Origin of the sequence: Achromobacter agilis (genome assembly GCF_900496965.1) — a bacterium.
GTDB classification, from domain to species: domain Bacteria; phylum Pseudomonadota; class Gammaproteobacteria; order Burkholderiales; family Burkholderiaceae_B; genus Achromobacter; species Achromobacter agilis.
The window spans coordinates 58,202-72,235 of sequence record NZ_UFQB01000018.1 but is presented as its reverse complement, the minus strand read 5'-3'; the positions used below and the strand labels follow the sequence as shown (position 1 = coordinate 72,235).

The window sequence follows — 14,034 nt, the reverse complement described above, 5'->3', positions numbered from 1 at the left end:
GCACGATGATCTGGTTGCGCACCCTTTTCCTGATCGCCCTGTGGGCGATCGCGGCGCTTGTCGCCCAATGGCTCATTGGAGACCCGGCAGGCTGGATCCTGTTCAGCGCCGCGCTGGCCGGCATGCTGCTCTGGCGCAGCTGGCGGCTGCACCTCGTCTCCCGCTGGGCGAACAATCCCGACACCTCCCCTCCCGCCTCGGTCGGCCCCTGGGACGATATCCTCGCTCCGCTGTACCGTTATACCCGGGCGCGCGCCCGCGAGCTGGCCGAAACCCAGAACACCATGCATGGCATGCTGGCCGCCGCGCAGGCGCTGCCGGACGGCGCGGTGACCCTCAATGAAGATTTCCAGATCGACTGGTGCAACCGCATGGCGCGCCAGCACCTGGGCCTGCGCCTGCCGGCGGACCGCGGCCACAACCTGCTGAACCTGCTGCGCGCGCCCGAATTCGTGGAATACGCCCACCGGGCCGCCTGGCCGGAGCCCATCCTGGTACGCCTGGGTCAACAGGGCCAGGAACGGCTGATGATGATGCAGTTGACCGCCTATGCCAGCAACCAGCGCCTGCTGATCACCCGCGACGTCACCCAGATCGAGCGCCTGGAAACCACTCGCCGCGATTTCGTCGCCAACGTGTCGCACGAGCTGCGCACGCCCCTGACGGTGCTGGCGGGCTTCCTGGAAACGCTGCGCGACATGCCCGAGGATGCGCTGCCCGCCGAACAGCGCGAGCAGTACGTCGACATGATGCACGAACAGGCCCAGCGCATGCAGGCCATCGTGGAAGACCTGCTGACTCTCTCCACGCTGGAATCGTCGCCGGGCACCGACCCGCGCGCCGTCAATATCAGCGCCCTGCTGCAGAAGGCCCGCCAGCAGATCGAGGCGCTGTCGGGCGGCCGCCACGTGCTGGAATGGCACATCGATGAATCCCTGGACGTGCTGGGCGCCGAAACCGAGCTGGCGTCGGCCCTATCCAACCTGCTGACCAATGCCGTGCGCTACACGCCCGACGGCGGCACCATCACCGTGCGCTGGGAACGCGACGAGGACGGCGGCGCGCGCTACAGCGTGCAGGACACCGGTATCGGCATCCCGGCCCGCCATCTGCCCCGCCTGACCGAACGCTTCTACCGCGTGGACCGCGGCCGTTCGCGCGCCGTGGGAGGCACCGGCCTGGGCCTGGCGATCACCAAGCACATCGCCATGCGCCATGACGCCGAATTGCTGATCACCAGCGAGCAGGGCAAGGGCAGCGTATTCGCTTTGCGCTTCCCGCCCGACCGCATCGCCGTCGACGCCGCGAACTGACCGCCCATGCGCCCATCCGTGCCGCAAGCGCGGCACGGATGGTAAATTTTCGGCCATGCGCATCCTGGTCATCGAAGACGAACCCAAACTGGCCGACTACCTCAAGAAGGGGCTGTCGGAGCAAAGCCACGTCGTGGACCTCGCCCGCGATGGCGTGGACGGCCTGCACCTGGCGCTCGAAGGCGCCTACGACCTGATCGTGCTGGACGTGATGCTGCCCGGCGTGGACGGATTCGGCATCCTGGCCTCCGTGCGCGCGCAAAAGAACACCCCCATCCTCATGCTGACGGCGCGCGACGCCGTGGAAGACCGCGTGCGCGGCCTGGAAGGCGGCGCCGACGATTACCTCGTAAAGCCCTTCGCCTTCTCCGAGCTGCTGGCGCGCGTGCAGGCCTTGCTGCGGCGCGGGCGCATGCAGGAGCCCACCGTGCTGCGGCTGGCCGACCTCGAACTCGACCTGACGCGGCGCCGCGCCCAGCGCGCCGGGCGGCGGCTGGACCTGACCGCCAAGGAATTCAGCCTGCTGGCCCTGCTGCTGCGCCGCCAGGGCCAGGTGCTGTCGCGCACAACGCTGGCGGAACAGGTCTGGGACATGAACTTCGACAGCGACACCAACGTGATCGACGTCGCGGTGCGGCGCCTGCGCGGCAAGCTGGACGACCCCTACGACACCAAACTGCTGCATACGGTGCGCGGCATGGGCTACGTGCTGGAATCGCGCCCCGCATGAAGCCGCCGCGCATGCGCTCCATGCAGGCGCGGCTGACCCTGCTGCTGGGCGCCATCGCGCTGCTGGTGTCCAGCCTGGCGGGCGCCACGCTGTTCTGGGCATTGAAGCGCGAAGTCGAGCGCCAGGAAATCACCGAGGTCAGCGGCAAGCTGGAACTGATCGACCACCTGATCGACATGCAGAACAGCGCCAGCGGCCTGCAGGACCTGGCCGCCACCTTCGACCAGATGCGCGCGGGCGAGGGTCAGCTGGGGATCTGGATCATGGATGCCCAGGGCAAGGTGGTCTACGGCGGCGCCGCGCCGGAAACGCTGGAGGCGCTGCCCGACAGGCAGGTCGTGCTCGAGGCCCCGGACGGCGGCCGCATGCGCGGGCTGCGCGTGAACATGAACGACCGCATCCTGCCTGGCGCGCAACTGACCGTGGCTGTCAGCACGCGCACCAGCTCGCAGTTCCTGTACGCCTATGGCACCGCCCTGGTGCTGATCTGCGCGCTGTGGGTAGGCGCGACGGTGATGCTGGCCGCCTGGGCCGTGCGCCGCAGCATGGCGCCGACGCGCAGGCTGTCCGAACAGGCGGCGCGCATCCAGCCCGACAACCTATCGCGGCGCCTGCCCCTGCAGGACACCGACCGCGAACTGCACGAGCTGGTGCGGTCCTTCAACCGGACCCTGGAACGACTGCAAGCGGCCTACCAGCAGATGGAAGGCTTCAACGCCGACGTGGCCCACGAACTGCGCACGCCGCTGGCCACGCTGATCAACGGCACCCAGGTCATGCTGTCGTCGCCCCGCGACGCGGCCGAACTGCGCGACGCCCTGGAATCCAACCTGGAAGAGCTGGAAGACCTGAAGACCCTGGTCAACGACATGCTGTTCCTGGCCCGCGCCGACCGCGGCGAGCGGGCCGCGGACCTCGTGCCGGTTTCGCTCGCGGCCGAAGCGCGGCGTGTGGCCGAATACTATGAAGCCACGCTGGAAGAACGCGGGGTGGGCCTGCGCTGCGAAGGCGACGCCACCGTCGCCGCCAACCCGGGGCTGGTGCGCCGCGCGCTGGCCAACCTGATCGCCAACGCCATCAAGGCCACGCCCCCGGGCGGCGAGATCGTGCTGGCCTGCTCGGCGTCTGCGGCCGGCGCGCGGGTGGAAGTGCGCAACCCCGGCATCCCCATTCCCGCCGCCGACCTGCCCCGCATCTTCGACCGCTTCTTCCGCTCCGGCCAGGCGCGCGCGCCGCGCAGCGAAGGCCACGGACTGGGCCTGGCCATCGTGCGCGCCATCGCCCGCATGCATGGCGGCGAAGTGGACGCCGCCTCGGACGCGCGCGGCACCATCGTCGGCATCACCCTGCGCGGGCCCGACGGCCATACCGCCGCGGCCAACATTACAGAAATGTAATGTTGGCGACAGGATAGGGTCACCGCCGTTTTCCTACAGTGCCATCACCGTCCCCACTATCAAGGATTCGCGTGAAAGGCACTCTGCTCCGCACCACCCAAGCCGCCGTCCTGGCCCTGACGATCAGCGCGGGCGCCGCGTACGCCGCCGGCGGCCACGGCGACCATGCGATGCCGGCCGCCTCCGCCCCTATCGGCAAGGCGGGCGACCCGGCCCGCGTCACCCGCAGCATCGATGTCGACATGACCGACGCCATGCGCTTCACGCCCGCCCGCATCGAGGTCAAGGCCGGCGAGACCGTGCGCCTGAACGTGCGCAACGCCGGCAGGATCCGGCATGAGCTGGTGCTGGGCACCGAGGCCGATCTCAAAGCGCACTACGACATGATGATGAAGGATCCTGGCATGCGCCACGAAGAAGCCAACGCCGTGTCGCTGGAAGGCGGCAAGAGCGGACAGATCGTCTGGCGCTTCGACAAGGCGGGCACCGTGTCCTTCGGCTGCCTGGAACCCGGCCACTACACCGCCGGCATGAAGGGCGCAGTATCGGTGCTGTAAGCATCGCTTCCCACACGGACCCGACATGACAGCCTCTCACCCCCTTTCCCGCCGCCGCTTCGTGCAGGGCCTGGCCGGCGGCGGCGCGCTGACCGCGCTGGGCGGCTGGCGCGCCGCGCTGGCGGCGCCGGCCCCGGCCGCCGCCGCGGAATTGCGCGGCACCGAATTCCATCTGGAAATCGGCGAAACGCCCGTGAATTTCACGGGCGCGGCCCGCATCGGCACCACGGTGAACGGCCAGCTGCCCGCGCCGCGCCTGCGCTGGCGCGAAGGCGACACGGTAACGCTGCACGTCACCAACCGCCTGCGCGAACAGTCCTCCATCCATTGGCACGGCATCCTCCTGCCCACCGAGATGGACGGCGTGCCCGGGCTGAGCTTTCCCGGCATCGACCCAGGCCAGACCTACACCTACCACTTCGATGTGCGCCAGAGCGGCACGTACTGGTACCACAGCCATTCCGGCTTCCAGGAACAGACCGGCCTGTACGGCGCCATCGTCATCGACCCGCGCCGCCGCGACCCGATCGCATCCGACCGCGACTACACGGTGCTGCTGTCCGACTGGACGGACGAAGACCCCATGCGGCTCTTCAACAAGCTGAAGATCATGCCCGACTACTACAACGGCATTCAGCCCAGCATTCAGAGCCTGCGCGCCGAGGCCCGCGACAAGGGTTGGAGCGCCGCGCTGTCGGAACGGCTGATGTGGGAGCAGATGCGCATGAATCCGTCGGACCTGGCGGATGTGTCCGGCGCCACCTACACTTTTCTCACCAACGGCGTCACCCCGGCCGGCAACTGGACGGGTCTGTTCCAGCCCGGCGAACGCGTGCGCCTGCGCTTCATCAACGGGTCCGCGATGACGTACTTCGATGTCCGCATCCCCGGGCTGAAGATGACGGTCGTGGCCGCGGACGGGCAGGACGTGCGTCCTGTGGACGTAGACGAGTTCCGCATCGGCGTGGCCGAGACCTATGACGTCATCGTCGAGCCCCAGGACGAGCGCGCCTACACCATCTTCTCACAGGCCATGGACCGTTCCGGCTATGCGCGCGCCACGCTGGCGCCGCGCGCCGGCATGCAGGCCGAGGTCCCCGCCCTCGACCGCGTGCAGCTGCTGGGCATGATGGACATGGGCATGGCGCATGACATGGACCACGGCGGCCACGGTTCCGGCGCCGGGCAAGGCGGCATGGTGGAGGTCAAGCATCCCTATCCCACCGAGCGCGGCGTGAGCAACTCGATGCTGCCCGACGTGGTGTCGACGCGGCTCGACGATCCCGGCGTCGGCCTGCGCGACAATGGCCGCCGCGTGCTGACCTACGCCGACCTGCGCTCCATGCGCGAACCGCAGGACAACCGCGCCCCGTCCCGCGAAATCGAGCTGCACCTGACCGGGACCATGGAGCGCTACATGTGGTCCTTCAACGGCGTGAAGTTCTCGGATGCCAAGCCCATCGTGCTGCGCTACGGCGAACGCGTGCGCTTCGTGCTGGTCAACGACACGATGATGACGCACCCTATCCACCTGCACGGATTGTGGAGCGACCTGGAATCGCCGGACGGCGCCTTCCAGGTGCGCAAGCACACCATTTCCCTCAACCCGGCGCAACGGCTGAGCTATCGCGTCAGCGCGGATGCCCGCGGAAACTGGGCCTACCACTGCCACCTGCTGTATCACATGGAGGCCGGCATGTTCAGAGCGGTCGTGGTGGAGTAAACGATGAAACCGATGAATCGCCAAACCAAGCGGTTGCGCGCCTGCGCCCTCGCCGCGGCGTTGGCCGCCCCCGCCGCCTGGTCCCAGCCCGCCCCGATGGACCACAGTTCCATGCCTGGCATGGACCACGGCTCGATGAACCACGGCGCCGCGCCCGCGCCTGCCCCGATGGACCATGGCGCCATGCCGGGCATGGATCACGGGTCGATGAACGGCGGCGCGCAAGCCGCCCCGCCGATCGGCAGCCTGCCCACCAGCGATGGCGCGGGCGAGCGCGGCTACGACAGCTATGGCCTCCATCCGCACATGATGGACAGCCTGCCGACCTGGCAGGTCCTGTTCGACAAGTTCGGCGTTTCGCGCAACCGCGATGGGCAGTACGCGCAGGAATGGGACGGCCGCTTCTGGTTCGGCACCGCCACCGACCGCCTGCTGGTCAAGAGCGAAGGCGAAAGCGAGAACGGCGGCGGCTCGGACGGCAAGGTCGAAGCATTCTGGAGCCACTCCATCAGCCCCTTCTGGGACCTGCAGCTGGGCGCCCGCCGCGACATCGGCACCGGCCCCAAGCGCAACTGGGCCGCCCTCGGCATCGAAGGCGTCCTGCCCTACAACATCGAACTCGAGGCCACCGGCTACGCGGGTTCGTCGGGCCGCACCGCGCTGGCGCTGAAAGCCGAATACGACCTGCTGCTGACGCAGCGCCTTATCTTCACGCCCGAACTGGAAGCCAGCCTCTACGGCAAGAACGACCCCGAACGCGGCATCGGTTCCGGCCTGTCGGAAGGATCGCTGTCGCTGCGGCTGCGCTACGAAATCACGCGCGAGTTCGCCCCTTATATTGGCGTATCCTTTGAACGCAAGTTCGGCCAGACCGCCCGCTACGCGTCCGATGCCGGCGCCAGCCGGTCCCAGACCGCCATCATGGCGGGCGTGCGGTTCTGGTTCTGAGCATTATGTCCACGTCCCTTGCACGGAGCATCATGAACGTTTCTCGTCTTACGCGCCGTCTGGCCATCGCCGCCGCCCTGTGCGTGCCCGCGCTCGCCTCCGCCGAAGCGCCCACCAAGGTCGAAGTCTGGAAGACCCCCACCTGCGGGTGCTGCGAGGATTGGGTCAAGCACATGCGCGACAACGGCTTCGCCGTGACCACGCACGACGTCCAGGACACCGGCCCCATCCGCCGCAACGCCGGCATGGCGGACTACGGTTCCTGCCACACCGCGGCCGTGGAAGGCTACGCCATCGAAGGCCACGTGCCCGCCAGCGACGTGCGCCGGCTGCTGCTGGAAAAACCCGACGCCGCCGGCCTGGCCGCTCCGGGCATGCCGCTGGGCTCGCCCGGCATGGACGGCCCCGAGTACGGCGGCCGCAAGACGCCGCACGATGTGGTGCTGGTGGACAAGCAGGGCGGCGCCAAGGTCTTCCAGGCTTACCGCTAAAGCGCGGGGGCCGGCCGGTGCCACGGCCGCCCCCTCCCTTGAAACAATTCATCCACACCGGCCCAATGGCTACTCCTTGCACTGCAGCAAAAATGCGCCACAATCAATAAAACGCATTTCCCCACCCCTCCCCAGGCAGTCATGGCACAAATCGTCCTGTTCGAGAACATCCACCCCAGCGCCCGCGCCGTCTTCGAAGCCGCTGGCTACACCGACATCATCACGCACGCCGCGGCACTGCCGCCGGCCCAACTGGGCGACGCGCTGCGCGGCGCCCAGGTGGCGGGGATCCGCTCTCGTACCCATCTGGACGCCAGCCTGCTGTCCGGCAACCCCGACCTGCGCGTCGTGGGCTGCTTCTGCATCGGCACCAACCAGGTCGACCTGGACGCAGCCATGCAGCGCGGCATTCCGGTGTTCAACGCCCCGTTCTCCAATACGCGCTCGGTCGCCGAACTGGTGCTGGGCGAAGCCATCCTGCTGCTGCGCCGCATCCCGGAGAAGAATGCCCGCGTCCATCTCGGCCACTGGGACAAGAGCGCCGCAGGCGCCTTCGAAACCCGCGGCAAAACGCTGGGCATCGTCGGCTACGGCAACATCGGTTCGCAGATCAGCACCCTGGCCGAAAGCCTGGGCATGCGCGTCATCTACCACGACGTCGAGGCCAAGCTGCCGCTGGGCAATGCCCGTCCCGCCGGAACGCTCAACGAACTGCTTGAACAGTCCGACGTCGTCACGCTGCACGTGCCGGGCGGCAAGTCCACCGAAAAGATCATGAACGCGGACACCATCGCGCGCATGCGGCGCGGCGCCATCCTCATCAATGCCTCGCGCGGCACCGTGGTGGACATCGGCGCCCTGCACGCCGCCCTGAAGTCCGGCCACCTGGCCGGCGCCGCGCTGGACGTCTTCCCCACCGAGCCCAAGGGGCCGGACGAGCCGCTGGCCAGCCCGCTGATCGGCATGCCCAACGTCATCCTGACCCCACACATCGGCGGCAGCACGCAGGAATCGCAAGAGAACATCGGCCGCGAAGTCGCCGAAAAGCTGGTGCGCTTCCTGCAGGCGGGCACCACCAAGGGCGCGGTCAACTTCCCTGAACTGCCCTACCTGGAGCAGGCCGGCGGCACGCGCATCCTGCACGTGCACCGCAACGCCCCCGGCGCGCTTGGCACGCTGGACAACCTGATGGCGCAGCACGGCCTGAACATCGTCAGCCAAACGCTGCAAACGAAGGGGCAGATCGGGTATGTGATCACCGACGTCGAAGGCGAGGTCGACGACCTGGTCATGACGACACTGCGCGACCATCCCATCACGGTGCGCTGCGACCGCGTGTAACGCCGTTCCGGCAGGGGCCCGCGGCGGGCCCCTTGCCGCCGCCCCTCTCTCGCGCCAGCCTCGGCGCTCATCGGCATTGCGCAATGCCGCGGACTTCAGTTATAAACGATAACCATTCCTATCCATCTTGAATATGGCGTGCCTATCGCGCCTGGGTCCGTCCGATGTCCGCCGCAGATCTCCCCGTGCAGCAAGACCTGCACGCTCTATACAGCGATCATCACGGCTGGCTGCTGGGATGGCTTAGGCGCAGGTTGGGCAATGCCGCGGACGCGGCCGATCTGGCGCACGACGCCTTCCTGCGCCTGATCCTCAGGCCGGTGCCCGCTGGCTTTGCCTCCGCAGGCGCGGCGCGGGCCTATCTGCGCGCCATGGCGCAAGGGCTATGCACCGATCTCTGGCGACGGCGGGAAGTGGAGCAGGCTTGGCTGGAAAGCCTTGCGGCCCAGCCTGAAGCCTATGCCCCTTCCCCGGAACACCAGGCGCTGGTCATCGAAACGCTGATGGAGGTCGGCGAGTGGCTCGGCCGCCTGCCTGAAAAAGCGCGCACCGCCTTCCTCCAGGCCCAGATACATGGACTTTCCACCCGGGAGATCGCCGCCGGCATGGGCGTGTCCCTGCGCATGGTGCAGAAGTACCTGGCCCAGGCCATGCTGCATCTTGCGCTGATCGACGCCGGGCTGGCGCCTTCCCGCCCCCGCAGGCCCTAACCATGGCAGCGTCGCCCCGGCCGGCCCTCGCGGAAGAGCGTCCCGCGCAAGCGGACTATGAAAGCCTGAAAGTGGCGGCAGAGTGGTATGCCGTCCTGCAGGACGCCGAGGCGGGCGCCCGGCAACGAGCCGCCTGGCAACGCTGGCTGGACGCTCGGCCGGAACACCGCCGCGCCTGGGCGCACGTCGAGAAGGTGAGCCGGCGTTTTGCTCTGCTGCGCGCCGACGGCGAGCGCGAAGCCGCCGAGAAAGCGATGCAGGTCGCCGCCCGCCGCCCGCCGTCGCGCCGCCTAGCCGCCGGCCGCGTCCTTGCGCTGGGCGGCGCGGGCATCCTGGGCTGGCTGGCCTGGCGGTTCACGCCCTTGCCTGTCGCCGTGACCGCCTGGCGGTCCGACTATGCCACGAGCATTGGCGAACAACGCGGCATCGTCCTGGCCGATGACACCCGCGTCTGGCTCAACACCCGCAGCGCCATCGACGTTCAATTCAACCAGGATCACCGCCTGTTGACGCTGGCCGGCGGAGAAATCCTCGTCGAAACCGGCACGGACCCTCGCCAGCGCCCCTTCTTCGTCGATACCCGCTACGGCCGGTTGCAGGCCTTGGGCACCCGTTTCACGGTAAGGGAGATGGACGATGACGTCCTGTTGGCGGTCTATGACGGGCAGGTGCGTATCCAGAATATTGCCGGCGGCGATGCGCTCGTCCGTGCCGGGGAGCAAAAGCGCTATACCGCCGACGGCATCTCCATGGCCGCCCCGGCCGACCCCGCGCGCGAGGCCTGGTCTCGCGGCGTGATCCTGGCCGAGAACCTGTCCCTGGCCGATCTCATCGCGGAGCTGGGCCGCTATCACGCCGGGTACACCGGCGTCGATCCCCGCGTCGCGGGCCTGCGCGTCGTCGGCCGCTACCCGGCCAACGATAGGGATCGCACGCTGGCCATGCTTGAACGGGACCTGCCGATACGCGTCCAGCGCACGCTGCCGTGGTGGGTAACGCTCGAACCCAGATGAGCGCGCTTCCGGAAAAATATTCACGCCGAGGTTCGTTTTTTCCCTGCTCGTTCGATTAACAGGGAAAGAGGACCCCGTGGCCCCCTGCCGCGCCCATCCGGCGACGCCCGTCCGAGACGGCCGGCCGACACGCTGTGCCCGCATGCGGTGGACCTCTCCTTGCTCACCTCCATTCCAAGGAAAGCCGTTCCATGCGCCGCCTGCCGCAACCTGCCCACCCGAGATCGTCCCCCTCATCCGCACCGCGCCCCGCCGCCGTAAGCCGCGTGGCGCGCAAGGCGCTGCTCGGCGCAATTCTGATGACGGGCGCGGGCGCAGGCACGGTCCAGGCCCAAACCACCGGACGCGCTGCCGCAACCGCCCTCCACGCCTACGACGTCCCCGCCGGCCCGCTGGCGGGTGCCTTGAGCCGCTTCGCCGATCAGGCCAATATTCTTCTCAGCGTGCCGGCGGCCATCACCGCCGGGAAAACGAGCCCCGGAGTACGCGGCGCCTATACCGTCGACGGTGCCTTCCACCTCCTGCTCGACCGCACCGGCCTGGAAGCCGCGCGCCAGGCCGATGGCGGCTACTCGCTGCGGCCCGCGCCCACTTCCTCATCCGCCGCAGCCACCTTGCCCGCCGTGCTGGTCACCGCCTCGGCCGCAACGGCGGCCGACGAACCCTACCCGGGCGGCGAGGTAACGCGCGGCTCCAGGCTCGGCCTGCTCGGCGACAGGGATTTCCTCGATACGCCTTTCAGCGTGACCTCGTATACGTCCAAGCTGATCGAAGACCAGCAGGCGCAGAACATCGGCGACATCCTGCTCAACGACCCCTCGGTGCGCAATACCTATTCGCGCGGCGCCGGGCGCGACGAATTCAATGTCCGCGGCTTCACGCTGTTCAATTACGACGTAGCCTATAACGGTCTCTACGGCATCTCCCCGCGCAACGCCACGTCGCTGATCGGCATCGAGCGCGTCGAGGTCCTGCGCGGCCCCAATGCGCTGCTCAACGGCATGGCGCCATACGGCTCGGTCGGCGGCTCGCTCAACCTCGTGCCCAAGCGCGCCGGCGCCGACCCCTTGAACCGCGTGACGCTGTCCTATATCGAGAACAGCCAATTCGGCCTGCAGGCGGACATCGCGCGCCGTTTCGGCGAAGACCAGCGTACCGGCGTGCGCCTGAATGTACTGCGCAGCGGCGGCGACATGAACATCTCCGGCGCCGGCGAAGACATGGGCGCCTTCTCGCTTGGCCTGGACTATCGCGGCAACCGCTTCCGCATCGAAGGCGACATCAATTACCAGAACCGCGTGACCGATGCACGCAGCGGCCTGCTATTCCCGCCCCCGTCCGGTGAGGAAATCGGCCATGCCCCGGACCCCAAGCGCAACTTCTTCCCCGATTGGACCTACTGGAAGGCGAAGGAGTGGACCGGCGACGTGCGCGCCGAATACGACCTCTCCGACGACTGGACCGTTTACGGCGCGCTGGGCGCGCGCCAGCACGATTTCGAAAGCCTGCAGACAACCTGGCTGATGCTCGATTCGGCCGGCACGATAGGCTCCGTGCCTGCCCGCCTGAACGAAAGACTGTGGAGCAAGACAGGCGAGGTGGGCATCCGCGGCCGCTTCGATACCGGCCCGATCAAGCACGAACCGGTGCTGTCGGCCAGCTTTCTCGATATTGACTATTCGTCGGCACGCGTGCGTTCCTCCACGACCGTGTTCTCCGACCTGTACGATCCCGCCGACCTGGCCAAACCGTCCATCGCCATGCCCAACAACCTGGGCAAGACCAGCGAAACGCGGTTGTACAGCGTTGCGCTGGCCGACACGCTTTCGGCAATGGACGGCGCCGTGCAACTGACCGTCGGCCTGCGCCAGCAACGCGTGCAATCGGTGAACTACAACCCCGCGACCGGCGAGCGCATATCGGACTACGGCAAATCCGCCCTCACGCCGGCAATCGCGCTGACGGTGAAGCCGACCCAACAACTGGCGCTGTACGGCAACTACATCGAAGGCCTGAGCCAGGGCGGCACCGCGCCGGCCGAGGCCGTGAACGCCGGCGAGACCTTCAAGCCCGACGTATCGAAGCAGTATGAGGTCGGCGTCAAGTACGACTTCGGCACCGTCGCGACCACCTTGAGCGCATTCCAGATCGAGCAGCCCAATGCCTACCTGGACCCGGTTACGCTGCGCTACCAGGCGGCCGGCAGGCAGCGCAACCGCGGCGTGGAATTCCTGGTGCAGGGCGAGCCGATGCGCCACGTGCGGCTCTTGGGCGGCGTGGCCTACACCGCCGGCGTCCTGACCAAGACGGAGGGCGGCGTGAACGACGGCCACACCGCGCCCGCCGTGCCGCGCTGGCAGTTCAATGCCTCGGCGGAATGGGATACGCCTTTCGCGCAAGGCCTGACCCTGATGGCGCGCGTGCTGCGCACCAGCACGCAGTACGTCGATGCGGCGAACACGCAGCAACTGCCGAGCTGGACCCGCTTTGACGTGGGCGCGCGCTATGCAATGAACATCAACCGCACGCCGGTGACCTTGCGGGCGACAGTGGAAAACGTGTTCAACAAGCACTATTGGCAGTCGGCCGCGCGTGAAGGTCTGACGGTGGCCGCGCCGCGCACGCTTCTGCTGTCCGTCACTGCGGAGTTCTAGTGCGACTGCCCGCCCCAAGCCCGCCGCCCGCACGGGCGGTGCGCAGCAAAGCCTGGTATCAGGTCCACAAGTGGACCAGCCTGGCCTGTACCCTCTTCATGCTCGTGGTGTGCGTCTCCGGCCTGCCCTTGATATTCCATGACGAAATCGTGGACTGGCTGGATGCGCGCCCATCGTGGCCGGACATCGCGCCGGGCGCGCCCGCCCCGTCCCTCGATAGCCTGGTCGCCCAGACGCTCCAACGCTACCCCGCGCACCGGATCGCCGAAGTCGAAGTGGTCCGCGACCCTCCCAGCGTCACCATGGCCCTGGCCCCCGGCCGCGAGGCCCCGTTCGGCACATCCTCGATCCGGCTGCAATACGACGCCCGCAGCGGCTTGCTGCAACAATCCGTCGCCAGCGACGAAGAGGGCCCGGGCACGCGCTTCATAACCGTCATGACGCGCCTGCACATCGACTTCTACGCCGGCCTTCCCGGCCAGCTATATCTGGGGTTCATGGCCCTACTCTTCGCGGTAGCGGTGATATCGGGCGCCGTCCTCTATCACCCCTACATGAAGAAAACCCCATTTGGCACCGTCCGCGCCAGGCGCGCCCCACGCCTGAAGTGGCTGGACCTGCACAATCTCCTGGGAGTCGTCACCCTGGTCTGGGTGCTGATGATGGGCGTTACCGGCGCCATCCACGAACTGGCGGTTCCCTTGTTCCGCTACTGGCTGTCCAACGACGTGCGGGCCGCCGTGGCGGCAGGAGGCGGCGGACAGCCGTCCGGGCCCTCGCAACTGGCCTCTGTGCAACAGGCCTACGCCACCGCGCAGGCCGCCGCCGCCGGCCGGGTCGTGGAGTCCCTGCGTTTCCCGGACGCCGGCCTGGGCCTGCCTCATCACTACCTGCTGTGGGCCAAGGGGGAAACCCCACTGGCCACCCATCTCTTCGACGGTGTCCTGGTGGACGCGCGCACGGGCCGGTTGGCCGCGGTCCTTGAAATGCCCTGGTACCTGCGCGTGCTGCAATTCTCGCGGCCGCTGCACTATGGCGACACTGCCGGCCTGCCGCTGAAGCTGATCTGGGCGGCGCTGGACCTTATCGCGATCGTGATCCTCGGCAGCGGCCTCTACCTGTGGCGCAAGCGCAAGAATTAGCGGCGCAGATGCCCG

The 14,034-nt window shown here is 68.0% G+C and carries 12 protein-coding genes; all 12 read left to right on the top strand.

The features are described from left to right. The first annotated feature begins 5 nt into the window (after window positions 1–5). Entirely contained in the window at window positions 6–1,313 is a 1,308-nt protein-coding gene (phoR, locus tag AGI3411_RS20080; protein ID WP_129529099.1) for a phosphate regulon sensor histidine kinase PhoR, read from the top strand. 55 nt (window positions 1,314–1,368) lie between these two features. Continuing rightward, on the top strand, window positions 1,369–2,043 hold the full coding sequence (locus tag AGI3411_RS20075; RefSeq protein WP_129529098.1) for a heavy metal response regulator transcription factor: 675 nt from the start codon (window positions 1,369–1,371) through the stop codon (window positions 2,041–2,043). Continuing rightward, window positions 2,040–3,440, top strand: a complete 1,401-nt coding sequence (locus AGI3411_RS20070; protein ID WP_129529097.1) for a heavy metal sensor histidine kinase — start codon at window positions 2,040–2,042, stop codon at window positions 3,438–3,440. The genes AGI3411_RS20075 and AGI3411_RS20070 overlap by 4 nt, the downstream gene beginning before the upstream one ends. 71 nt (window positions 3,441–3,511) lie before the next feature. After that, the gene (locus tag AGI3411_RS20065) at window positions 3,512–3,997 is read left to right on the top strand and encodes a cupredoxin domain-containing protein (protein WP_129529096.1); all 486 of its coding nucleotides are present in this window, start codon (window positions 3,512–3,514) and stop codon (window positions 3,995–3,997) included. 25 nt (window positions 3,998–4,022) lie between these two features. Beyond that, the gene (locus tag AGI3411_RS20060; protein WP_129529095.1) at window positions 4,023–5,720 is read left to right on the top strand and encodes a copper resistance system multicopper oxidase; all 1,698 of its coding nucleotides are present in this window, start codon (window positions 4,023–4,025) and stop codon (window positions 5,718–5,720) included. Window positions 5,721–5,723: 3 nt separating this feature from the next. Continuing rightward, on the top strand, window positions 5,724–6,668 hold the full coding sequence (locus AGI3411_RS20055) for a copper resistance protein B (RefSeq protein WP_208748141.1): 945 nt from the start codon (window positions 5,724–5,726) through the stop codon (window positions 6,666–6,668). Window positions 6,669–6,700: 32 nt separating this feature from the next. After that, window positions 6,701–7,159, top strand: a complete 459-nt coding sequence (locus AGI3411_RS20050; RefSeq protein WP_129529094.1) for a DUF411 domain-containing protein — start codon at window positions 6,701–6,703, stop codon at window positions 7,157–7,159. Window positions 7,160–7,300: 141 nt separating this feature from the next. After that, window positions 7,301–8,500, top strand: coding sequence for a phosphoglycerate dehydrogenase (gene serA / locus AGI3411_RS20045; protein WP_129529093.1), 1,200 nt, complete (start codon window positions 7,301–7,303; stop codon window positions 8,498–8,500). Between the two features lie 164 nt (window positions 8,501–8,664). Then, window positions 8,665–9,210 carry a sigma-70 family RNA polymerase sigma factor gene (locus tag AGI3411_RS20040; protein WP_129529092.1) on the top strand — a complete coding sequence of 182 codons (546 nt, stop codon included), beginning with the start codon at window positions 8,665–8,667 and terminating at the stop codon, window positions 9,208–9,210. A 2-nt stretch (window positions 9,211–9,212) separates the two neighbouring features. Beyond that, on the top strand, window positions 9,213–10,223 hold the full coding sequence (locus tag AGI3411_RS20035; RefSeq protein WP_129529091.1) for a FecR domain-containing protein: 1,011 nt from the start codon (window positions 9,213–9,215) through the stop codon (window positions 10,221–10,223). A gap of 191 nt (window positions 10,224–10,414) precedes the next feature. Next, entirely contained in the window at window positions 10,415–12,877 is a 2,463-nt protein-coding gene (locus tag AGI3411_RS20030) for a TonB-dependent receptor (protein ID WP_129529090.1), read from the top strand. Further along, window positions 12,877–14,019, top strand: a complete 1,143-nt coding sequence (locus AGI3411_RS20025) for a PepSY-associated TM helix domain-containing protein (protein WP_129529089.1) — start codon at window positions 12,877–12,879, stop codon at window positions 14,017–14,019. The genes AGI3411_RS20030 and AGI3411_RS20025 overlap by 1 nt, the downstream gene beginning before the upstream one ends. The last annotated feature ends 15 nt before the right edge of the window (window positions 14,020–14,034 follow it).

Excerpts from the sequence above, each read along its gene's own strand:
- phoR (WP_129529099.1), top strand. The coding sequence starts at position 6 with ATGATCTGGTTGCGCACCCTTTTCCTGATCGCCCTGTGGGCGATCGCG.
- AGI3411_RS20075 (WP_129529098.1), top strand. The coding sequence starts at position 1,369 with ATGCGCATCCTGGTCATCGAAGACGAACCCAAACTGGCCGACTACCTC.
- AGI3411_RS20070 (WP_129529097.1), top strand. The coding sequence starts at position 2,040 with ATGAAGCCGCCGCGCATGCGCTCCATGCAGGCGCGGCTGACCCTGCTG.
- AGI3411_RS20060 (WP_129529095.1), top strand. The coding sequence starts at position 4,023 with ATGACAGCCTCTCACCCCCTTTCCCGCCGCCGCTTCGTGCAGGGCCTG.
- AGI3411_RS20055 (WP_208748141.1), top strand. The coding sequence starts at position 5,724 with ATGAAACCGATGAATCGCCAAACCAAGCGGTTGCGCGCCTGCGCCCTC.
- AGI3411_RS20050 (WP_129529094.1), top strand. The coding sequence starts at position 6,701 with ATGAACGTTTCTCGTCTTACGCGCCGTCTGGCCATCGCCGCCGCCCTG.
- serA (WP_129529093.1), top strand. The coding sequence starts at position 7,301 with ATGGCACAAATCGTCCTGTTCGAGAACATCCACCCCAGCGCCCGCGCC.
- AGI3411_RS20040 (WP_129529092.1), top strand. The coding sequence starts at position 8,665 with ATGTCCGCCGCAGATCTCCCCGTGCAGCAAGACCTGCACGCTCTATAC.
- AGI3411_RS20035 (WP_129529091.1), top strand. The coding sequence starts at position 9,213 with ATGGCAGCGTCGCCCCGGCCGGCCCTCGCGGAAGAGCGTCCCGCGCAA.
- AGI3411_RS20030 (WP_129529090.1), top strand. The coding sequence starts at position 10,415 with ATGCGCCGCCTGCCGCAACCTGCCCACCCGAGATCGTCCCCCTCATCC.